Source organism: Novosphingobium silvae (genome assembly GCF_009856825.1).
GTDB classification, from domain to species: Bacteria; Pseudomonadota; Alphaproteobacteria; order Sphingomonadales; family Sphingomonadaceae; genus Novosphingobium; species Novosphingobium silvae.
Genome location: NZ_WVTD01000001.1, coordinates 1 through 19,480, shown reverse-complemented (window position 1 = coordinate 19,480; position 19,480 = coordinate 1). Strand labels below are relative to the sequence as shown.

Sequence of the window (19,480 nt, the reverse complement as noted above, 5' to 3'; positions counted from 1 at the left end):
CGGACGGCTTGCTTGCGCCGACCTGCGGCTCTCGCCCGACTTTTTGCCGCCCGTCTTTTGTAGCTTGCGCGCTGTCTCAGCGGTTCAGCGCGTTGATGGCGGCGTGGACACGCGCCTCGACCTCTTCGCGCGCAAGGCCTGGCTCGATGCGTTGACCCACTCGCAGCGTGATCGTGCCGGGTTTCTTCCAGCGCCGATGGTATAAGCGCCCGCTGTCCACCGCCACCGGCACCACCGGCAGGGCCAGCAGCTTGTAGAGGCCGGCGAACCCCGATTGCAGCGGCGGCTGTGCGCCCGTGGGCACGCGCGTGCCTTCCGGGAATATCGCGAGAGGCCGCCCCTGCGCCGCCAGCCCGCGGGCACTGCTCACCATCGCGCGCAGCGCCTTCGCGCCTTCCCCCCGTTCCACGACGACCGCGCCGTAGCGGCGCAGGGCCCAGCCCCAGCCGGGGATTTCCGTAAGCTCCGCCTTCGGGAAGGGCGCCGGGCGCTGCATCTGCGCGGGCAGGTCGATCGCCTCGAAGAAGCTCTCGTGCTTGAGCGCGACCAGCACTCCGTCCTCGGGCATCGTGCCTTCCAGCCTGACGCGGATGCCCAGCAGCCAGCGCGCGCAGAAGCGGTGGTACTGGCTCCATCCACGCACCACCCGCCGCAATGGCTCCTCGCCCACGAACGAGGCCAGGAACGAGCCGGTCACATAGCCGACCGTTCCCAGATAGAAGGCGGCATAGAACACGAGGCTGCGCGCCACGTCGAGCGGATTGGCAGGCACCTGTGCCACTGCGGGGGCAGGCCGGTCGTCAGTCATCATCGTTCCCAAAGGTCTAGCGCGGCGCGGGCCAGCAGCTTGTGGTATTCAAGGAAGAGCGCGCCCAGGCTCGGCCGCGAAGGTACGCCGTCCCGCTCGATCCTGACGCCCTCGGGAAATTCGCGACCCAGTTCCAGCGCGGCGCGGCGCATGTGCCAGTCGGCGGTCACGAGGCGGACCGATTTCGCGCCGTGCTCTTCTACCCACTGCGCCGCCTCTATGGCGTTGGAGCGCGTGTCGTAGGCGCGGTAGCCGAGCGTCACGCAGCACTTCATCAGGCGGGGCGGCACGCTAAACTGCGCCGCAAATTCACGCGGGCGCACTTCCCGGTCGACTCCCGAGACGAGCAGGTCTGGCGCCTTGCCTTCTTCCAGCACCTTGAGTGCGTGCTCGATCCGGCCGGAACTGCCGGTGAGCACGATGATCACGTCCGTGCGCTGGCTGGCGGGCAGCGGGCCCGGCAGCGCGATGGCGAACCACAGGAAGCCGAAAAGCCAGACGAGCAGGACAAAGGCGACGAAGCGGCGGAACATCAAGGTCTATATAAGCACAGGCACGCGCGAAAGCAGCGGCTAAAGCATGCGCCGCAGTGCGTGCAGCACCGTGAACCGGGCGGTGACCATGGCGAGCAGGGTCGCAAGGACCGGCACCAGGGCAAGCAGCAGCCAGTCGGTCCAGGCCAGCGCCCCGTTGTCGACGAGACCTGCGCCAAGGCTCGAGAAGCGGCGTGCAAGGGCGAGGATGACTACCAGCGCCAGCGCCAGTCCCACCGTGCCGCCCCCGGCCGCATCGTAGCCGATCGAGCGCTGGAACACGCGGGCCACCTGGGCGTCGGTGCCGCCAAGCAGGTGGACGATCTCGATGGTGTCGCGGTTGGCGCCCAATGCCGAGCGCGCCGCCAGCAGCACCGCTGCCGCAAGTGCCAGCGCCAGCAGCGCGACGAGGGCGATCGAAAGCACCTGGAGCGAGACCATCGCCTCGAACACGGGCCGCAGCCAGTTCGATTGCGCATCGATCCTGGCACTGGGCGCGACGTGCGCCACGCGGTAAGCTACTTCGCGCAGCCGGGCCGGTGTGGCAGGGCCTTTCAGGCGCACGTCGATAAGGGCCGGCACAGGGATGGCCGATCCCGTGGCCGAGGCGATGCCGGTGCCGAGCCAGGGTTCTATCAGTGCGTCGAGTTCCTCCTGCGGCACGAGCCGCAGCCCGGCCAGGGAGGGCATCGTCTTGAGCGCCTCAACTGCGCGGGCGGCTTGCACGGCACGCAGTTCCGAGCGCGGCTCGATGATCTGGACAGTGATGCCGCCGTCGATCTCGGCGCGGGCGGACGAAACCGCGTTGCCGAGGGCAAGGCCTGCGGCGAGCGCGATCGCGGTGAGCGCGACCATGATGGCGATGACCCAGGGCATCGGCCCCGCCATGCGCCCTTCCGGTATGATCTCGGCCCGCCTCCGGCCCGAAAGGCCGCGCCCGCGAAGCCTTGAGAGCAGCGCCTTCACGCTGGCCTCCGTGGCGGATAGCGCAGCGCGCCGGTGGGATCGGAGAGGCGTCCGCGGTCCAGCCTCATGATGAGGCTCTCGGGCACCTTGCGCAGAAGGTCGAGGTCGTGGGTCGCGACGACAACCGTCGTGCCCTGCCGGTTGAGCATCTCGAACAGGCGCATGAGCTTGAGCGCCATGTCCGGGTCGACGTTGCCCGTGGGCTCGTCCGCCACCAGCATCGCGGGCCGGGCGATGACTGCCCGCGCGATGGCGACGCGTTGCTGCTCTCCGCCCGAAAGCGTCTCTGGCCGCGCTTCGATCCGGTCGGCCAGGCCCACCCATTCGAGGATGTCGCGCACCGGTCCTGCCAGGTCCCGCTCGCGGTGGCCGGCCACGCGAAGGGGCAGGGCAACGTTGTCGAAGGCGGAAAGGTGCTCCACCAGACGGAAGTCCTGGAACACGACGCCGATGCGCCGGCGCAGCATCGGCAGGCGGCCGCGAGGCAGGGTGATGGCATCGGTGCCGAACATCCGTATGGCCCCGCTCGAAGGGCGCTGGGCAAGGTAGAGCAGCTTCAGCAGGGACGTCTTGCCCGCGCCGCTCGCGCCGGTGAGGAAGTAGAAGCGGCCTTCGAACAGCGTGAACGTGAGGTCGCTCAGGACCTCGCGGTCGGTGCCATAGCGCAGTCCGACATTGTCGAAGTGGATGATTTCGCCGTCCGCGCTCATGCTCGTCTAGTGTCTCACTCGGGCCGAACCGGCGACAGCGAGGCCTATAGCGGTCATTGCATGTGGAAAAAAGACCGTCAGGGCGCGAACCCACAGGGTGAGTCCTTGTCGCGCGCGAGGCAACCGTGCTTATGCATGACAATCATGATCATCGCGTGCCCCGCCTGCTCTACGCGCTACGCCGTACCGGACAGTGCCATCGGCGTGGAAGGCCGGACGGTGCGCTGCGCCAAGTGCCGGCACAGCTGGTTCCAGGAAGGCCCGGAACTCGCGATCGAACCGGTAGCCGCAGAAGGCCGGGCAGAGGCTCCTGTAAAGGCTGGGGCAGAGTCTCCGGCGGAGACGTCGCCCGCTTCGCCGCCTGCCGTGCCCGAGCAACCCGCAGCCGAGCAGCCGGCGCGCGCTCCAGCGCAGCGCCCGGCGATCGTCGTGCCCCGTCCATCCGCGCCGCTGGACGAGACCGCGCCCGAGCCTGCAGCCGCTCCTTCGCCCGCCCGAACGGTGCCGGATGCCGGTGCGCCGCGTCTGAAGCCCGCTGCCGCCAGCGCCTACTACGATGATACGCTGAACCGGCCCTATGCCGACGAGAACACGTCGAGGTTCGATTTCTCGCCGCCGTTCCGTCCGCGTCGCAACTGGACCCGGATCGCGACTTACGCGGCGGTGATCTTCGCGATCTCCACCCTTGGGCTCACGGCGGCGGTCGCCTTCGGAGGGCTGCCCGACTGGGTGCCGATCCCGCGCCAGACCTTCCAGCAGGCCCAGCCCGATCTCAGGCTGGACTTCCCGCGCAACCGGCAGGACCGCAAGCCCCTGCCGGACGGGACCGAGTTCTTCAGCGTCAGCGGCACCATCACCAACATCGGCGCGCAGGGCCGCAGCGTCCCCTCGCTGCTGGTGGTGCTTCGCGACCGGCGCGAGACCATCGTCTACCAGAAGGAAGTGGTGCCGGCGAAGCGGCAGCTGGCGCCGGGCGAGACGATCACCGTGAACGAGGCGCTGACCGACATCCCCAAGTCCGCCGCCGCCGCTGAGATCGGCTGGAAGGCGGACTGAGTTCGCCCGCCCCGCCGACGTTTAAGGGCCGCCTTTCCTACGCCGGCACCAGTTCGGTTACCTGAACGCTCTGGGATAGCAGTTCCACCTTGCCGAAGCTCGAAAGGAACGAGACGTCCGCCGCGTCTCGTCCGACGCCGATCTTGGCGATGCGGTCAGGCGAAGTCATGCCGGTGGCATCGACCATATGCCACGCGCCGTCGAGGAAGACTTCCGCCACGGCATGGAAGTCCTGCGGCTCCACGCCGAGGCCATAGACGCTGGCGAAGCGCGCGGGGATCGCGCTGGCGCGCACCAGGGCGATCATCAGGTGCGCATAGTCGCGGCAGACGCCCTTGCGGCTTTGGAACGTATCGGCCGCCGTGGTGAACGCATCGCTCGACCCGGCTTCGTAGGTGAGAGTGCGGGCGATGAAGTCGCGGATGGCGCCGACGCGGGCGCCGCCCTGTAGCGGCCCAAACTCCTGCTCCACGAACTCGTGGAAGGTGTCCGACGTGCAGTATCGCGAGGGCATGAGGTAATCGACGGTTTCGCCGGGCAGCAGGTGCGGGGGCACGGCGGGAAGCGTGTCGATCTCCGCCAGCATGCGTTCGATCGAGACGGTGGCCTCGTAGCGGACCTGCAGCGGGCCCGACGTGCGCAGCCAGATGCGCTCGCCGATCTGGGCCTGCGCCGCCACCCGGGCGAAATGGTCGACGGGAGGAAGGTCGATCCGCGCCTGAAGAACGCTCTGCTCGGGGATCATCGCCGCTTCCACCTGAAGCAGGCAGTCGACCGGGCCGAGCTCGGGATGGGGCACCGCGTAATCGAGCGTGGTGACGATGGAAAGCTGCGTGTGCGAGAGCTGCATGTAAGGGTCGTCCTCGAGAGGATGTTTCCCGCAGGAAACCTCGAGGCCGCCCCGGGCTCCCGGGGGCTCAGGGATTCTTTGCAGCCTCGTGGTCGCCTCGTCCGAAATCGGGGCGGGAATCGTCCTGGCCTTCCTCGATGATCGAGCGGCGAATGGCGCGGGTGCGGGTGAACTGGTCGAACAGGGTATCGGCGTCGCCCACGCGGATCGCCCGCTGCAGCGCGGTCAGGTCCTCGGTGAAGCGCTGCAGCATGGTGAGCACGGCCTCCCGGTTCGAGAGGAACACGTCGCGCCACATCGTCGGATCGGAGGCGGCGATGCGGGTGAAATCGCGGAAGCCGCCGGCCGAATACTTGATGACCTCACCCTGGGTCACGTCCTCGAGGTCGGAGGCGGTGCCCACGATGGTGTAGGCGATGAGGTGCGGCAGGTGGCTTGTCACCGCGAGCACGAGGTCGTGGTGCGCGGGCGTCATGATCTCGACGTTGGCGCCAAGCGCCTCCCAGAAGGCGACGAGTTCCGACAGCTTCAGCATGTCGACCTTGTCCGGCGGCGTGACAATGCACCAGCGGTTGCGGAACAGGTGCGCAAAGCCGGCGTCCGGCCCGGAGTTCTCGGTGCCCGCGACCGGGTGGGCGGGGATCACGAGATGGTCGGGCAGGGCTTCTCCCAGCGCCTTGGCGATCGCTTCCTTCGACGAGCCCACGTCGCTGACGAGCGTGTGTGCCGGCAAGGCGGCGCGGATCTGCTCGGCAGCGATGCCCATCGCGCCCGGAGGGACGCAGAAGATTACGAGATCGGCCTGCCGCACGGCTTCGGCGGCGCTGTCGCACACGGTGTCGACAAGGCGGCGCTCGGCGGCGCGGGCGCGGTGCGCGGGGTTGATGTCGTAGCCGGTGGTGCGCGCCTCGGGCAGGTACTCGCGCACCGCCAGCCCGATGGACCCGCCCTGAAGGCCAAGACCGATGATGGCGATCGTCGCGAAGGTCATGCGGCGATACCCCGATTGATGGACGCGCGGATCACTTCGCGTTTTCCGCCATCTCGCGCAGACCGGCCGCGATCGCGTCCATGTCCTCGCACTTGCCGATCGTGATGCGCAGCGCCTGTCGCAGCCCCTGTCCGGGCAGCCAGCGCACGATGTACCCGCGCTCGGCAAGTCCCTCGAACGCGGCCTCGGCCGTCAGCGCTCCCTCGAACAGCACGAGGACGAAGTTCGCCTGGCTCGGCAAGGGACGCAGCCCATGGTTGCCGAGCGCTTCGAGCTGACCCACGAAGCGCGCGCGCTCGTCGCGGTTGTGGACGCGGCTGTCCTCGAGGAAAGCGGCGTCTCCCAGCGCGGCCAGGGCCATGGCCTGTCCGGTCGCCGAGACGTTGAAGGGGCCACGGATGCGGTTTAGCGTGGCGATGATGCCGGGCGCTCCCGTCGCCCAGCCCACGCGCTCACCGGCAAGGCCGAAGATCTTGGAGAAGGTGCGGGTGACAAGGACGTTTTCGTGCGCCTCGGCGAGGGCGAGACCGCCATCGTCGTCGTGGGCCGCGACATACTCGCCATAGGCCTGGTCGATCACCAGCAGGACGTCGGAGGGCAGCCCCGCGTGCAGCCGCGCGATCTCTCCGCCGGGCAGGAAAGAGCCGGTCGGATTGTTGGGATTGGCCACGAAGACGACGCGCGTCCGCTCGCTCACCAGGGCCAGCAGCGCATCGACGTCGGTGCCGAAGTCGCAGTCCGGGGCGACGACCGGGGTCGCGCCGCAGCGCCTTGCGGCGATGTCGTAGACCGAGAAGCCGTAGCGTACGTAGATGACCTCGTCGCCGGGACCTGCATATCCCTGCGCCGCGAGGTTGAGCAGTTCGTCCGAGCCTGTGCCCATGACGATGCGCGCCGCATCGATCCCGTGGCGCGCGCCGATGGCGGCGCGCAGTTCGGTGCTGTCCGGATCGGGGTACAAGGCCGGGGCCTGGGCGCGCGCGGCAAGGGCGGCGGGGCTCGTGCCGAGCGGGTTCTCGTTCGCGGAAAGCTTGACGAGGGGGCGTCCGTCCTTGCCCTTGGACCTGCCGGGGACATAGGCATGGATCGCCTCGATCCAGGGCTTGGGGGCGGGGCACTTTGCCAGGGTCGGCGCGGACGTATCGGTTTCGCTCATGACGCGCGGCCCATAACCCAGCGTGGCCTTCAATGACAGTGGCCGATTGCGGCGAACCGATTGATTCCCTAATGGCGATCTCCCATCTGGCGAAACATCATGGCGACGTCCCCCACTATTCCTACCGAAAACAGGTTCCTCGATCTCGACATGCCGCTGATGCTGGATGGTGGGCAGAGCCTTGCCTGCCCCCGCATCGCCTACGAGACCTGCGGAACGCTGAACGCGGCCAAGGATAACGCGATCTTCATCTGCCATGCGCTGACCGGGGACCATCACGTCGTCTCCGATCACCCCAAGACGGGCAAGCCGGGCTGGTGGGTGCGCATGGTCGGGCCGGGCAAGCCGATCGACACCGATCGCTACTTCGTGATCTGCGCCAATGTGATTGGCTCGTGCATGGGCTCGACGGGCCCCGCCAGCCTGTCGCCCGATGGCGAGCCTTGGGGCATGCGCTTTCCGGTCATCACCATCCGCGACATGGTGAAGGGCCATATCGCCGTCCTGGATGCGCTCGGGATAGACAGCCTCCATGCGCTCGTCGGCGGCTCGATGGGGGGGATGCAGGCCCTCAGCCTTGCCGCCAACTTCCCCGAGCGCACCCGCGCCGTGCTGGTGCTGGCTTCCACCGCGCGCCACTCGGCCCAGAACATCGCCTTCCATGAAGTGGGACGGCAGGCGATCATGGCGGATCCGGCCTGGCGTGACGGTAATTACTACGCCTTCGGCAAAGGGCCGGAAAAAGGCCTTTCGGTGGCTCGCATGGCCGCGCACATCACCTACCTTTCCGAGGCCGGGCTGACGGAGAAGTTCGGCCGCCGGCTGCAGAACCGCGAGGAGAAGACTTTCGGCTTCGACGCGGACTTCCAGATCGAATCGTACCTGCGCTACCAGGGCCTGTCGTTCACAGACCGCTTTGATGCGAATTCGTACCTCTATATCACCCGCGCCATGGACTACTTCGACCTGGCCGAGGAGCACGGCGGCCTGCTCGCCAATGCTTTCGCGAAATCGAAGGCGCGATACTGCCTCGTCAGCTTCGATACGGACTGGCTCTATCCCACGGCGGAATCGCGCACCGTCACCCATGCGCTGAACGCGGCCGGGCTTCCGGTCAGCTTCGTCGAGCTTTCCGCTCCCTATGGGCACGATTCCTTCCTGCTCGACGTGCCTGCGCTCGACCGGGTAGTGGAAGGGTTCCTGGGATGATCGAGCTTTCGGACGAGCGGCAGCGCATCGACCTTCCGCGGGTGCACGGCTGGCTCGCGTCCAGCTACTGGTGCCCCGGCATCGCGATCGCGCAGGTGGAGCGGCAGATCGCGGGATCGCACTGCCTGGGGGCATACCATCCCGATCACGGGCAGGTGGGCTTCGCGCGCGTCATCTCGGACCGTGCCAGCTTTGCCTGGCTCGCCGACGTATGGGTCGACGAACCGGTGCGCGGACAAGGCCTCGGGCGACGCATGGCAGGCTGGTTCGTCGAGCATCCCTGGTACGCCGGCATTCGTCGCTTCGGTCTGACGACGGCCGATGCGCACGGGGTCTACGCCAAGCTAGGCTTCACGCCGCTGGCAAGGCCGGAGATGATGATGGAACGCCTCGACCCGGCCTTCGCGGCCCGGCTGGCGGAGGATGCCGCATGAACGCCGCGCATGCAGCAAGCCTGCGCCCCGATCTCGCCGTGATCGCCGAGAATGTTTCGCCCGGGTCCAGCGTGCTCGACGTCGGCTGCGGCGACGGCACGCTGATGCAGGCGCTGCAGGCAGGGCAGGGCTGCGCCACGCGGGGGATGGAGATCGACGCGGCCAACGTGGGCGCCTGTGTCGCGCGCGGGCTGTCGGTGATCCAGGGCGATGCCGACAAGGACCTGGCCTTCTATCCCGACAAATCCGTCGACTACGCGATCCTCAGCCAGACGCTGCAGACGACGATGCGGCCCGACAAGGTGCTGGACGAGCTGCTGCGCATCGGGCGCAAGGCCTTCGTCAGCTTCCCGAACTTCGCCCACTGGCGCGTGCGCGTCTCGCTCATGTGGAACGGGCGGATGCCGGTGACGCGGCTCCTGCCGGTCGGCTGGTACGAGACGCCCAACATCCACCACCTCACCATCAACGACTTCCGCGCTCTGGTGAAGGAACGCGGGATCACCGTGGAAGGGCGCTGGTTCCTGTCCGGGGACCAGAACTGCAGCGCGGCCGCGGCCAATTTCCGCGCCGAGCACGCCGTGTTCCTGCTCTCGCGCGGGAACTGAGGGACGCTGGCCGCGGCTCCCTGGGAAGTTAACGCCCCGTTTGCCACAGCCGCGCTAGTCCTGCCGTGCGTCGCGCGCCGCGCCGACCCTCATGCGAGCCTGCCCATGACCCGTTCGATCACCCGCGGCATCGCGCCTGCGACGCTCCTGCTGCTTGCCCTGGCACTGACATGGGCCTGCCTGCACCGGGGGCCGTGGTACGACGAGCTTTACACGCAGTTCGTCTCGCGCCCCGGCGTGCCGTGGTTGGCGGCGATGAGGGACAGCTGGCTCGCCGATAATCACCCGCCGCTCTACTACGCGCTGGCGCGGGCGACGGCCTGGCTGGGGCCGATTTCGCATCACCGCCTGCTCAACCTGGCGATCGGCGGGCTGGCAGTGGTCGGCTGCATTGCGATCGTGCGTGACGTGCCGCGGCTGGCGTCGGCCGCAGCCGGGCTGGTGCTCGCGGTCGCGGCGAACGAATGGACCCTGCTGGAGGGCAGCGAACTGCGCTCGTACTTCCTGTCGCTCTGCTCCGGCAGTGTGCTGGCATTGGCGCTCTGTGCCTGGCATGTCGCCGGAGCGAAAGCGAGCACGGCGCGGCGAGTGACCTACTGGATTGCCGCTTTGGTGGGCTTCAATACCCACATCATCTCTTCGCTCACCTGCGCGGCGCTGGCAGGGGTGTTCCTTGTTCCTGCGTTCTGGCAGCGCGACTGGCGGCGGGTGCGGGCCATCGCCGTGCCGCCGCTCGTCGCGGGGCTGATCCTCGTTGCCGTCACCGCCGTGCAGTTGCCCATGTGGCTGGCCAACACCAGCGTCTTCTGGATCGAACCGGGCTTTGCGTCCGCTCGGTGGGCGATCGAGAGAGGCGTGGTCCACAGCCTGACGGCGAACCTGGTGCTGCTGGTGGGCGCGCTGGCGGGAGCCGGGCTGATGGCGCGCGACGTGCTGCTGCTGCGCAAGCCCTCGGGCGAAGCGGGGGCGCTGGCGCTGCTGGCCACCGGGGTAGCGATTGCCGCGACAGGGATCGTTGCCCTGCACATGCTGCGGCCGATGGTGATCGAGAAATACATGATGGTCCTGTTCGCGGCCGTGGCGCTTGGCGTTGCGCTCGGCTTCGGACGGCTCCTCGACGCCCTCGGAGCGCGTCTGCGCCTGCTGGTGCTGGCGGCGGCATTCGTGGCGGCGGTGCTGGCGATGGTGCACAACACCAGGGCTGCCGCCGCGCGAGACGGCTGGTTCGGCAGCGGCCGGGTCGTCGCTGCCGAGGTCGCCCGCTGCCCGGGCACGATCGTCCACGCCTATCCCGACTGGAACGACGCGGTCTTTGTCGCACTGCCCCGCGACAACGCGCAGGTCGTGCCTTTCGGATATCGGTACGTGGCAGAGGCAATGGGCTTTGATCTGGCGCCCGCCGGATCGCGAGCGCTGTCGCGCACCTGCCCGACCATCTTCTGGGGCGAGCACGACAACCTGCACCGCTGGAATGCAGCCACCGTCATCGCGCGCCTGAGGGAGCGCGACGTGATGGTGCCAGGCCTCCGCTTCCGGCGCATCGGGCCCGGATGGGTGGCCATCGTTCCCCCGCAGCCCGCCCGCTGAAGCGAAGCGCGACCTCAGCCCATCGATAGGCCGTGGTAGGCGCCCAGCTTGTTGCCGTCGGGATCGCGAAGGTAGGCGCCGAAGGCCCCGCGCGCCTGCGGCTTGGCCTCGGGCGCGCCTTCGCAGGTGCCGCCGCTGGAAAGGCCGGCCGCGTGCCACGCGCGCACCTCGTCTTCGCTCGCCGCATCGAAGACGATCGTCCCGCCATTTGCAGGCGTGCACGCCTCTCCATCTCGCGCGGGACCGGCCAGGAAGCGGACCCCGCCAAGGTCCCACATCACGATGGGATACTGCCCCGGCGTCGTGCACGGCGACATGCCTAGTGCTCCGAATGTAGCGTCATAGAACGCGCGGGTTTTCGCAAGGTCGTTCGAACCCACGCGAATGGATTTGAGCAGCATTGGATCGTCTCTCCCGATTGCCCCGTCGATGTTCCGGCACTCGCCCGGCCTCGTGGCTGAGGGCGAAGACTGTCGAGAGCCTTCTTCGACGTCAATTGAAGCCCGGTGCGTGCCGGCGATATGTGAGCCCCAGTGGCGCATGGCCGATGGCACGACTTATCCACGCGTTTAGCCCCGCTTGCGAATTGTCCTTGGTGGACGCTGTGCCCGGGCTTTGGCATCGAAACGGCCATGTGGCACATCTATCAGTTTCCGCTCTGTCCCTTCAGCCGCAAGGTCCGGCTGCTGATGGCGGAGAAGGGCATCGCTTACGAGCTCCAGACCGCCCGCCCCTGGGAAGGCGAGGATCGGCTTTTTGCCATGAACCCGGCCGGGCGCACTCCCGTGATCCGCGAAACGGAAAAAGGCTTCGTCCTTTCCGACAGCCGTGCGATCTGCGAGTACTTCGAGGAGACGGTGGACCGCAATCCGCTGATCAGCGGCACCTCGCAGCAGCGCGCAGAGATCCGCCGCCTGATCGCCATGTTCGACGAGAACTTCCACAACGACGTGTCAGGCCCGCTCCTGCTCGAGCGGATGAAGAAGCGCCTTGTCCTGCGTCAGTCGCCCGATGCCAAGGCGCTGCGCGAATCGATGAAGCTCGCGCACGATTACCTCGACTACATCGATTACCTGATCGACAACCGGCCCTGGCTTGCCGGTGCGACGATGACACTGGCTGACCTTGCGGCCGCCGCGCAGATTTCCGTGGCCGACTATCTCGGCGGCCTCGACTGGTCGAGCCACGAGCAGGCGCGCGCCTGGTATCTGGTGATGAAGTCGCGGCCTTCGTTCCGGCCGCTCCTGAGCGAGCGGATGGAAGTGATCCAGCCACCAAGCCATTACGCCGAAGTGGACGCCTGACCGCGCGTTACGCGCCGCTCGCTGACGCGCAGTTCGAGGAACCGGACGGCAGGAAGGACGGCGTCCCTCCTGCCCAAGCCCGTTCAGGCCGCGTGCTTGGTGCCGAAGCGGCCGTGTTTGCGAAAGCGGACCATCCAGCGATCGAGGAACAGGCCGAGCGGACGCGGGGTCACGCCCAGCTCGGCAAGGCCCGGCGCTCCGCTTTCCGCGACGTTGCCCGCCGAAAGAAGCTTGAGCTGGTCGGAACTGATCGGCGCGCCCGGCAGCCATCCAGTGGCGCCCGCGACAAGGCCCGCAAGCGAGTCGGGGAGTTCGGCGAAGCTGCGCGAACGGCCCTGCGCTGCGGCGATGCGCCTGTTGATCTCAAGCATCGTGACGACCTCGGGGCCTGCCACCTCGTAGGTCCTGCCGCCATGCACCGAGGGCGCTGCAAGCGCATTGCCGATGGCAGTCGCCACGTCGTCGACGAAGACCGGCTGCAGCTTTGCCTGAGGCGCGAAGACGGGCAGCACGGGAAGGCGCGCGATCAAGTTGGCGAACATGTTCACGAAGCGATCGTCCGGACCGAACATCACCGAAGGCCGCACGATGATGGCCTCGGGGAAGGCGGCGCGCACCGCATTCTCGCCTTCGCCCTTGCTGCGCGCGTAGGGGACATCGGACCCCGCGTCCGCGCCAATTGCCGAGACGTGGACGAAAGCGCTTACGCCGGCAGCCTTGGCGGCTGCCGCGACCACGCCCGCACCCTTGCCTTGCAGCGCGTCGAGGTCACCCGCGAAGGCGCCCACCAGGTTCACGACCGCATGGCTGCCGGCAAGCACCGGCGCGAGCGTCTCGGCGCGGGTCACGTCCACTCCGGCGAACTGCACCTGTCCCAGGTTCCCCAGGGGCTTGATGGAGAACGCCCTCTTCGGATGACGGCTGGCGATGCGCAGGCGCGCACCGCGCGAAAGCAGCTCCTGGGCGACGTGTCGACCGACGAAGCCGCTGCCGCCAAGAATGGTGACGATCTTGCCGTAAAGGGCATTGGTGGTGTCGATAACGGGGCTGGGGCTCATGGTCAGGTCTGTTCCTTCCGTCGCCGCGCGGTAGAGCAACTATCCCGCGCTGCAGCACAGTGGCCTCGCCCCTGCCACAAGGCACGGGAAGGGGCAAGCCGGCCTGTTAGAAGCGCTTCCAAAGCCATGAAATCAGTTAAGTCGAAAAATGTTGCAGTCGCCTTGTTGACAACCCCGCGCGGCCTGCGTAGAGGCGCCCTCCTACCCGGCAGGGACAGCGCTTCGCTCCCCTGCCTCCGTGCCCAGATGGCGGAATTGGTAGACGCACCGTCTTCAGGTGGCGGCGCTGGTAACGGCGTGGAGGTTCGAGTCCTCTTCTGGGCACCATTACTTCTTCGGAAGTGAGCGCAAGTAGTCGAAAGCCCCGGGAAATCGGGGATTTTCGCGTCTTTGTGATGACCTGGTGAACGGCGTTGCCGGGACGGGCTGCGGCTAAGCACCTCCTGCTGCGGACGTCCGGCCGGTCGCTCCGCCTCGGGCGCGCGTACGAAGCGCCCGGCCTGGCCCCTGTTCTGTCGATGACCTGCCTGCGGCTCAGATCCGTTCAGCGTCCGCCACGGCCTCGCTTGCGCGCAGGGCGCCGGTGATCCGGGTTAGATGGGCAAGGTCGGCCACTTCGAGGTCGACCTCGTAGGTCCCGAAAGGCTCGTCGCGCTGGGTCATCTGCAGGTTGGAGACGTTGGCGCGATTGCTCGCGAAGATCTGCGTCACCTCGGCCAGGGTGCCCGGGCGATTGTAGAGGACCAGGCGCAGGCGGCCGACGGCACCGGTGGTGCGCTCGCCCCATGACAGGTCGAGCCAGTCCGCGTCGGCGTTCTTGGCAAGAGTCATGCAGTCGATCGTGTGCACCTCGACCTTGTGGTCGGGGCGGCGCAGGCCGACGATGCGATCGCCGGGCACCGGGTGACAGCACTGCGCAAGCTCGAAACCCATGCCGGGGGTGAGGCCACGGATCGAGATCGCCCGCTCGGTGCTGGTCCATTCGGGCTCTTCGGGAAGCTCCGCCGTGCTGCCCGGGACAAGTGCCTCCATCACCTGACGGTCGGTGAAGCGCGCCGAGCCGATGGCGAACATGAGGTCCTCCTCGTCCTTCAGCCCAAGCCGTTCGATAGCGCCCGAAAGCGCCTTCTTGCCCAGGCGCTGGGGCAGGCGGCCCGAGATCTCGTCGTAGAGCTTGGAGCCGATCTCGGCCACTTCGGCGCGCTCCTTGGCGCGTACCGCACGGCGAATGGCGGCTCGCGCCTTGCCGGTGACCACAAAGCCCAGCCAGGAGAGTTGCGGCTCCGAAGTCGGGCTCTTGATGATTTCCACGACATCGCCGTTGACGAGCCGGGTGCGCAGCGGGACATGCCGTCCGTTGATCTTGGCGCCCACCGCCGCGTTGCCCAGCTTCGTGTGCACGGTGTAGGCGAAGTCGACCGTGGTCGAACCCTTCGGCAGCTGGAACAGTGCGCCTTTCGGCGTGAAGGCGAAGATCCGATCCTGGTAGATCGCGAGCTTGGTATGCTCGAGCAGTTCCTCGGCATCGTGGCTCGCATCGACGATCTCGATCAGGTCGCGCAGCCAGCCCACTTGCCCGTCGGGCCGCACGCCGCCCTGCTTGTAGGCCCAGTGCGCGGCGAGGCCGAACTCGTTCAGGCGATGCATCTCCTGTGTGCGGATCTGCACTTCCATGCGCATCGATCGCTGGAAGATCAGCGCCGTGTGCAGCGACTGGTAGCCGTTGGACTTTGGCGTCGAGATGTAGTCCTTGAAACGCCCCGGTATCATCTGCCAGGCCTGGTGCAGCACGCCCAGCGCCTTGTAGCAGTCGTCCACGCTGTCGGTCAGGACGCGAAACGCCATGATGTCGGTGATCTGCTCGAAGGTGACGTGCCGCTCGGCCATCTTGCGCCAGATCGAATAGGGGTGCTTTTCGCGGCCCGAAACCTCCACGTTGAGGCCGGCCTCGGCAAGGACCTGCTTGATCGAGAGCGCGATGGCGTCGACCTGCCCGCCTTCCTGGCTGCGGATCTGCGCGAGGCGCCCGGTGATTGTGGCATAGGCTTCGGGTTCCAGCTGCTCGAAGGCGAGAAGCTGCATCTCGCGCATGTATTCGTACATGCCCACGCGCTCGGCAAGCGGCGCATAGATGTCCATGGTCTCGCGCGCGATACGGCGGCGCTTGTCTTCGCTCTTGATGAAGTGAAGGGTGCGCATGTTGTGAAGCCGGTCTGCCAGCTTCACGAGCAGGACGCGCAGGTCCTCGCTCATGGCGAGGAGGAACTTGCGCAGGTTTTCCGCCGCGCGTTCGCTCTCCGTCATCACTTCGATCTTGGAAAGCTTGGTCACGCCATCGACCAGTCGCGCAACGTCGGCGCCGAACAGCTTGTCGATTTCGTCGATCGTGGCGAGCGTGTCTTCCACCGTGTCGTGGAGCAGGGCGGTGATGATGGTCTGCTGGTCGAGCTTGAGCTCGGTCATCAACCCCGCGACTTCCACCGGATGGCTGAAATATGGGTCGCCGCTGGCCCGTTTCTGCGTGCCGTGCTTCTGCACGGTATAGACGTAGGCGCGATTGAGCAGGGCCTCATCGGCCTCGGGCGCGTATTCCTTGACGCGTTCGACGAGTTCGTACTGGCGGAGCATGTCACAATGACATGTCAGGATTTATCTCTCCGCGACAAGGGCAGATGCAACAACATGCATATTTTGCACGCGGGGCAATGCGGTGCAGGCCGAAGCTGACGAGCCGCAAACCCGCGTTCAATCGATTTCATAGTTAATGTACGGAAGGGTTTTGTTAACCATCGGGGAAGGCATCGAGGGCAGTATGCCGCTCGAACCGGAGGAGCGCTGCAGATCCCCCGCCAGCTTCTTCGGTTCAAACCCGTCCCGCGGCGCGAAAGTTCCCGTCCAGGAGCCGAACAGACATCATGGCAGAGAATACCACTCGCACTGACAGCCTCGCCCCCGCGCGCCGGGACTGGCTCAAGGCCGCATCGCTGCGTGACCCGGGTGAGCGGGCGGGGCAGAGCGGCCCCGCGCCCGCGCACCCGGAACGCTCGCCGCGCGTGCGCACGCTGATCCGCGCGGTGATCGGCGGGGAGGGGCGCACTGGGCAGGACGTGATCGTGCGCAACGTATCCCCGGGCGGGATGTGCATCGCCTCGCGCACGCTGCTTCCCAGCATGGGCGAAATTCTGTGCGTGGCCCTGCCGGGGCAAGGCAATCTGCAGGCGGAAGTGCGCTGGGTAGGCGACGGCGAGTTCGGCGTGCAGCTTACCGGCGGGGCGAGCCTGATGGAGCCCGGAGCGACCGACCGCCGACGCAACGCCGGCTTCACGGCCGCCCTCGAGCGCCTGCTCGGCGTCCGCCCGCACCAGGAACGCACCTCGTCTGGCCTTCGCCCCTGCTAAGGCGGAGACGCGACCGATAGCGGCGTCTTGCCCCGTCGCTCAGGAGGTGCTGCCACCCAAGCCCGGCGCGAGCCTGTCTACGAGTATGGCGCTTGCCTGGTTGAGGCCGATCACCTCGACCACGATGCCGTGGCGGCGCATCTTCGTCACCACGTCCTCCAGCGCACCCACCGCGGTGATGTCCCACAGGTGGCTGTCGGTCAGGTCGATGCGCACGCGCGATGCCGTATCGCGCAGGTCGAACCGGTCGGCGAAGATGTCGGCGCTGGCAAAGAAGACCTGGCCGGTCACACGGTATGTGCGCGTGTCCGTCGCTTCGTCGTAACTGGAGATAACCTGCATCAGGCGCGTCACCTTGAAGGCGAAGAATACGCCGCTGAGCAGCACTCCCACGGCAACCCCGGCCGACAGATCGTGGGTCGCAACGGTGACGACCACCGTCGCCGCCATGACCACGCCCGAAACCTTCGGGTGACGGGCCAGATCACGGATCGAGCTCCACGAGAAGGTGCTGGCAGAGACCATGATCATGATCGCGACGAGCGCGGCGACCGGCACTTGCGCCACCCACGGGCGAAGCGGCACCATCACCACCAGCAGGAACACGCCCGCGACAAGCGTGGAAAGCCGCCCGCGTCCGCCGTAGCGCACGTTGCCTACCGTCTGGCCGATCATGCCGCAGCCCGCGATCCCGCCGAACAGGCCCGCAGCCAGGTTGGCTAGACCAAGGCCGGTGCACTCGCGCGCCTTGGAACTGGTGGTTTCCGTCAGGTCGTCCACCACGCTCGCGGTCATCATCGATTCCAGCAATCCCACCGCCGCCATCGCCAGAGCATAAGGTGCGACGATACGCAGCGTCTCCCATGCGATCGGAACGCGGGGGAAAGTCAATGAAGGCAGCGAGGAGGGCAGCCGGCCAAGGTCGGCGACGGTATGGACCGGCATGGGAAAGGCCATGCTGATCGCCGTCAGGACGACGATGCAGATGAGCGGTGAAGGCACGGCCCGGGTGATGCGCGGCGCCAGGTAGATGATCGCCAGCCCGCCCGCGATCATGGCGTAGGTATGCCATGTCACCCCGACCATCTGCGGTATCTGCGCCGAGAAGATGAGGATGGCGAGCGCGTTGACGAAGCCGGTGCGCACCGAGCGCGAGACGAAGCGCATCAGCACGTCGAGCTTGAGGAGCCCGAACGCGATCTGGAACAACCCGGCCAGCAGCGTGGCGGCCAGCAGGTACTGCAGTCCATGGGAATGGACGAGCGCTGCGGCGACAAGGGCGACCGAACCAGCCGCGCCGGAGATCATCGCCGGGCGGCCTCCGGCAATGGCGATGACGATCCCGATCGTGAACGAGGCGAACAGGCCCACTTCGGGGTCGATGCCCGCCACGAACGAGAAGGCGATCACCTCGGGAATAAGCGCGAAGGTGCCGACCATACCGGCCAGAACTTCGCGGCGGGCACCGGCGGCGCCGGTGAACCATTCGGCGCGGTAGCGCGAAAGAGCGTTGCTGTGCATGTGAGGAACCGACGAAGTCGCAGGGATGGCGCGGACGGAGCGGCCGGGATCGGCCTGCGACGAGCGTTGTCCGGCGGATCGGCGGCCGGAATAGCCACCCGGATTTTCACCGGGTCCTTGCGAATGGCGGTCCATTAGACGGAAGTGGCCGAGAGCGCAACCGCAGCCCGTTCCGCTTGGCCGCCGTAAGCTGCGCCGGCGATCCGGCTAGAAACGCCGGACCGTGGCTTCCTGTCGCGTCGAGGTTACCTCTTACGGACCGCGCGAAGAGCTTTGTCCTGTATCTGCTCGATGATCCACAGCCCGCTCGTGCCGATGATGATCCGGGGCTTGAAAAAGACCAGGCCAAGCAGGAAGCAGCCGATGAACGAGCCGACGAGGAACAGGATCAGGATCTGCGAAAGTCCTTCGGCGCGCGCGGCCTGCGCGATCAGCTGCGAGCCCCCTCCGGACAGGATCGCGAGCGCCAGCCCCTGTCCGTGGGCCTTAATGAACTCGCCTAGCCCGAGTCCCAGCACCGAGCACGCCATCAGGCTGACCATGCAGAACCAGGCAATGACCGCGCAGCCGATGGCAATGCCTACGGCGACGAGCCCGTACTGCACCGCGAAGAGCGACAGGCCGATCGTCAGGAAGGCATAGAACACCTGCGATGCGATCATCTGCCTGAAGGAGGCGGTGGCCTTCAGGAGCGAGGCGCTCACCCGCGCGCCGATCCGGAAGTATGTGGCGACCGCCAGGACGCTGAAGACCGGGATCACGCCGCTCCAGTCCTTGCCAAGCAGCAGGCCGATCAACTCGGGCGCAACCACGTAGAAGAGAACCGACAGTGGAATGCCGACCATGGCGGTCAGGTTCGTGCCGCGCAGGAACGCCGCCTTCAACCGGGGGAGATCCTCCTGCAGCTGCGAAAAGGCCGGGAAAACCACGCGGTCGGCGACTGTCGTGTAGAGGTTGGCTGGCTGGCTCATCAGCTTGTATGCGCGCACGTACAGGCCAAGGCTTGCCGCATCGAGATAGCGCCCGACGATCACGTCGTCGGCGCGCAATGCCACGAAAGTGATGATCTTGGAGGCCGCGAAGCCGGAAGTTCGCGACGTCAGAAGGCGGAATGTCGCAAGGTCGAAGACCGGGATAAGCGGGGGCCTGGCGATCACCACCATGACAGCCCGCTGCCGAAGTCGATTTTTCGGGACGGCGCTCAGCCCGGCCCCGCAGACATGATGATCAGCAGCACGCCGGCTTCGGCTGCGACTTGGCCGACGAGGGCGAAGATCAGCGCGTTTTCGGT

Annotated in this window: 19 protein-coding genes, 1 tRNA gene and 1 other annotated feature; of the genes, 8 read left to right on the top strand and 12 right to left on the bottom strand. The window is 67.1% G+C overall.

The features are described from left to right. Positions 1–76 precede the first annotated feature (76 nt). The 4 genes from GR702_RS00100 to ftsE all read right to left on the bottom strand — a co-directional run bounded on the left by GR702_RS00100 (position 77) and on the right by ftsE (position 3,017). Entirely contained in the window at positions 77–808 is a 732-nt protein-coding gene (locus tag GR702_RS00100; RefSeq protein ID WP_202407973.1) for a lysophospholipid acyltransferase family protein, read from the bottom strand. Beyond that, complete coding sequence (locus GR702_RS00095; RefSeq protein WP_160983931.1) at positions 808–1,341, bottom strand: YdcF family protein; 534 nt, start codon at positions 1,339–1,341, stop codon at positions 808–810. Before GR702_RS00095 ends, GR702_RS00100 begins: the two co-directional genes overlap by 1 nt. 39 nt (positions 1,342–1,380) lie before the next feature. After that, a complete protein-coding gene (locus GR702_RS00090; RefSeq protein WP_237449504.1) occupies positions 1,381–2,229 on the bottom strand; it encodes a cell division protein FtsX in 849 nt (282 codons plus the stop codon). A gap of 74 nt (positions 2,230–2,303) precedes the next feature. Continuing rightward, entirely contained in the window at positions 2,304–3,017 is a 714-nt protein-coding gene (gene ftsE, locus GR702_RS00085) for a cell division ATP-binding protein FtsE (RefSeq protein WP_160983930.1), read from the bottom strand. 135 nt (positions 3,018–3,152) lie between these two features. Here ftsE and GR702_RS00080 point away from each other — a divergent pair, with 135 nt between their 5' ends. After that, entirely contained in the window at positions 3,153–4,073 is a 921-nt protein-coding gene (locus GR702_RS00080; RefSeq protein ID WP_419880276.1) for an MJ0042-type zinc finger domain-containing protein, read from the top strand. Positions 4,074–4,110: 37 nt separating this feature from the next. Here the strand turns inward: GR702_RS00080 and GR702_RS00075 are convergent, their stop codons facing one another. The 3 genes from GR702_RS00075 to hisC all read right to left on the bottom strand — a co-directional run bounded on the left by GR702_RS00075 (position 4,111) and on the right by hisC (position 7,070). Then, positions 4,111–4,923 carry a transglutaminase-like domain-containing protein gene (locus GR702_RS00075; RefSeq protein ID WP_160983929.1) on the bottom strand — a complete coding sequence of 271 codons (813 nt, stop codon included), beginning with the start codon at positions 4,921–4,923 and terminating at the stop codon, positions 4,111–4,113. A gap of 67 nt (positions 4,924–4,990) precedes the next feature. Next, positions 4,991–5,914, bottom strand: coding sequence for a prephenate/arogenate dehydrogenase family protein (locus GR702_RS00070; RefSeq protein ID WP_160983928.1), 924 nt, complete (start codon positions 5,912–5,914; stop codon positions 4,991–4,993). A gap of 31 nt (positions 5,915–5,945) precedes the next feature. Next, positions 5,946–7,070 (bottom strand): histidinol-phosphate transaminase, encoded by a 1,125-nt coding sequence (hisC, locus tag GR702_RS00065; protein WP_160983927.1) that lies wholly within the window; start codon positions 7,068–7,070, stop codon positions 5,946–5,948. A gap of 99 nt (positions 7,071–7,169) precedes the next feature. On the opposite strand from hisC, the gene metX reads away from it, so the two are divergent. From metX to GR702_RS00045, 4 genes are all read left to right on the top strand, one after another. Beyond that, positions 7,170–8,279: a homoserine O-acetyltransferase MetX gene (metX, locus tag GR702_RS00060; protein ID WP_160983926.1), complete on the top strand. Its 1,110-nt coding sequence runs from the start codon at positions 7,170–7,172 to the stop codon at positions 8,277–8,279. Further along, positions 8,276–8,713 carry a GNAT family N-acetyltransferase gene (locus tag GR702_RS00055; RefSeq protein WP_160983925.1) on the top strand — a complete coding sequence of 146 codons (438 nt, stop codon included), beginning with the start codon at positions 8,276–8,278 and terminating at the stop codon, positions 8,711–8,713. Before metX ends, GR702_RS00055 begins: the two co-directional genes overlap by 4 nt. After that, positions 8,710–9,321 carry a methionine biosynthesis protein MetW gene (metW, locus tag GR702_RS00050; protein ID WP_160983924.1) on the top strand — a complete coding sequence of 204 codons (612 nt, stop codon included), beginning with the start codon at positions 8,710–8,712 and terminating at the stop codon, positions 9,319–9,321. Before GR702_RS00055 ends, metW begins: the two co-directional genes overlap by 4 nt. Positions 9,322–9,426: 105 nt before the next feature. Then, entirely contained in the window at positions 9,427–10,908 is a 1,482-nt protein-coding gene (locus tag GR702_RS00045) for a hypothetical protein (RefSeq protein ID WP_160983923.1), read from the top strand. Between the two features lie 14 nt (positions 10,909–10,922). Here GR702_RS00045 and GR702_RS00040 read toward each other — a convergent pair whose 3' ends face one another. After that, a complete protein-coding gene (locus GR702_RS00040) occupies positions 10,923–11,309 on the bottom strand; it encodes a VOC family protein (protein ID WP_160983922.1) in 387 nt (128 codons plus the stop codon). A 231-nt stretch (positions 11,310–11,540) separates the two neighbouring features. On the opposite strand from GR702_RS00040, the gene GR702_RS00035 reads away from it, so the two are divergent. Beyond that, the gene (locus tag GR702_RS00035) at positions 11,541–12,212 is read left to right on the top strand and encodes a glutathione S-transferase family protein (RefSeq protein WP_160983921.1); all 672 of its coding nucleotides are present in this window, start codon (positions 11,541–11,543) and stop codon (positions 12,210–12,212) included. 83 nt (positions 12,213–12,295) lie between these two features. Here the strand turns inward: GR702_RS00035 and GR702_RS00030 are convergent, their stop codons facing one another. Further along, positions 12,296–13,270: a complex I NDUFA9 subunit family protein gene (locus tag GR702_RS00030; RefSeq protein ID WP_160983920.1), complete on the bottom strand. Its 975-nt coding sequence runs from the start codon at positions 13,268–13,270 to the stop codon at positions 12,296–12,298. A 240-nt stretch (positions 13,271–13,510) separates the two neighbouring features. On the opposite strand from GR702_RS00030, the gene GR702_RS00025 reads away from it, so the two are divergent. After that, positions 13,511–13,597 (top strand) — tRNA-Leu (locus GR702_RS00025). A 207-nt stretch (positions 13,598–13,804) separates the two neighbouring features. On the opposite strand, the gene GR702_RS00020 is transcribed toward GR702_RS00025, so the two are convergent. Beyond that, positions 13,805–15,898 carry a RelA/SpoT family protein gene (locus GR702_RS00020; protein ID WP_160983919.1) on the bottom strand — a complete coding sequence of 698 codons (2,094 nt, stop codon included), beginning with the start codon at positions 15,896–15,898 and terminating at the stop codon, positions 13,805–13,807. A 287-nt stretch (positions 15,899–16,185) separates the two neighbouring features. Between GR702_RS00020 and GR702_RS00015 the strand changes: the two genes are divergently transcribed. Beyond that, positions 16,186–16,668: a PilZ domain-containing protein gene (locus GR702_RS00015; protein WP_160983918.1), complete on the top strand. Its 483-nt coding sequence runs from the start codon at positions 16,186–16,188 to the stop codon at positions 16,666–16,668. A 39-nt stretch (positions 16,669–16,707) separates the two neighbouring features. Here the strand turns inward: GR702_RS00015 and GR702_RS00010 are convergent, their stop codons facing one another. Both GR702_RS00010 and GR702_RS00005 read right to left on the bottom strand, forming a co-directional pair. Beyond that, positions 16,708–18,189, bottom strand: a complete 1,482-nt coding sequence (locus tag GR702_RS00010) for a SulP family inorganic anion transporter (protein WP_160983917.1) — start codon at positions 18,187–18,189, stop codon at positions 16,708–16,710. A gap of 64 nt (positions 18,190–18,253) precedes the next feature. Next, positions 18,254–18,309: a sequence feature (sul1 is cis-regulatory element that is thought to sense ions involved in sulfur or methionine metabolism; They are found in Alphaproteobacteria), on the bottom strand. Between the two features lie 125 nt (positions 18,310–18,434). After that, the gene (locus tag GR702_RS00005) at positions 18,435–19,346 is read right to left on the bottom strand and encodes an oligosaccharide flippase family protein (protein WP_160983916.1); all 912 of its coding nucleotides are present in this window, start codon (positions 19,344–19,346) and stop codon (positions 18,435–18,437) included. Positions 19,347–19,480 lie beyond the last annotated feature (134 nt).

What these genes read in the sequence shown, in the direction of transcription:
- GR702_RS00100 (WP_202407973.1), bottom strand. Translation starts at nt 808, where the DNA reads ATGACTGACGACCGGCCTGCCCCCGCAGTGGCACAGGTGCCTGCCAAT.
- GR702_RS00095 (WP_160983931.1), bottom strand. Translation starts at nt 1,341, where the DNA reads ATGTTCCGCCGCTTCGTCGCCTTTGTCCTGCTCGTCTGGCTTTTCGGC.
- GR702_RS00090 (WP_237449504.1), bottom strand. Translation starts at nt 2,229, where the DNA reads ATGGCGGGGCCGATGCCCTGGGTCATCGCCATCATGGTCGCGCTCACC.
- ftsE (WP_160983930.1), bottom strand. Translation starts at nt 3,017, where the DNA reads ATGAGCGCGGACGGCGAAATCATCCACTTCGACAATGTCGGACTGCGC.
- GR702_RS00080 (WP_419880276.1), top strand. Translation starts at nt 3,153, where the DNA reads ATGACAATCATGATCATCGCGTGCCCCGCCTGCTCTACGCGCTACGCC.
- GR702_RS00075 (WP_160983929.1), bottom strand. Translation starts at nt 4,923, where the DNA reads ATGCAGCTCTCGCACACGCAGCTTTCCATCGTCACCACGCTCGATTAC.
- GR702_RS00070 (WP_160983928.1), bottom strand. Translation starts at nt 5,914, where the DNA reads ATGACCTTCGCGACGATCGCCATCATCGGTCTTGGCCTTCAGGGCGGG.
- hisC (WP_160983927.1), bottom strand. Translation starts at nt 7,070, where the DNA reads ATGAGCGAAACCGATACGTCCGCGCCGACCCTGGCAAAGTGCCCCGCC.
- metX (WP_160983926.1), top strand. Translation starts at nt 7,170, where the DNA reads ATGGCGACGTCCCCCACTATTCCTACCGAAAACAGGTTCCTCGATCTC.
- GR702_RS00055 (WP_160983925.1), top strand. Translation starts at nt 8,276, where the DNA reads ATGATCGAGCTTTCGGACGAGCGGCAGCGCATCGACCTTCCGCGGGTG.
- metW (WP_160983924.1), top strand. Translation starts at nt 8,710, where the DNA reads ATGAACGCCGCGCATGCAGCAAGCCTGCGCCCCGATCTCGCCGTGATC.
- GR702_RS00045 (WP_160983923.1), top strand. Translation starts at nt 9,427, where the DNA reads ATGACCCGTTCGATCACCCGCGGCATCGCGCCTGCGACGCTCCTGCTG.
- GR702_RS00040 (WP_160983922.1), bottom strand. Translation starts at nt 11,309, where the DNA reads ATGCTGCTCAAATCCATTCGCGTGGGTTCGAACGACCTTGCGAAAACC.
- GR702_RS00035 (WP_160983921.1), top strand. Translation starts at nt 11,541, where the DNA reads ATGTGGCACATCTATCAGTTTCCGCTCTGTCCCTTCAGCCGCAAGGTC.
- GR702_RS00030 (WP_160983920.1), bottom strand. Translation starts at nt 13,270, where the DNA reads ATGAGCCCCAGCCCCGTTATCGACACCACCAATGCCCTTTACGGCAAG.
- GR702_RS00020 (WP_160983919.1), bottom strand. Translation starts at nt 15,898, where the DNA reads ATGCTCCGCCAGTACGAACTCGTCGAACGCGTCAAGGAATACGCGCCC.
- GR702_RS00015 (WP_160983918.1), top strand. Translation starts at nt 16,186, where the DNA reads ATGGCAGAGAATACCACTCGCACTGACAGCCTCGCCCCCGCGCGCCGG.
- GR702_RS00010 (WP_160983917.1), bottom strand. Translation starts at nt 18,189, where the DNA reads ATGCACAGCAACGCTCTTTCGCGCTACCGCGCCGAATGGTTCACCGGC.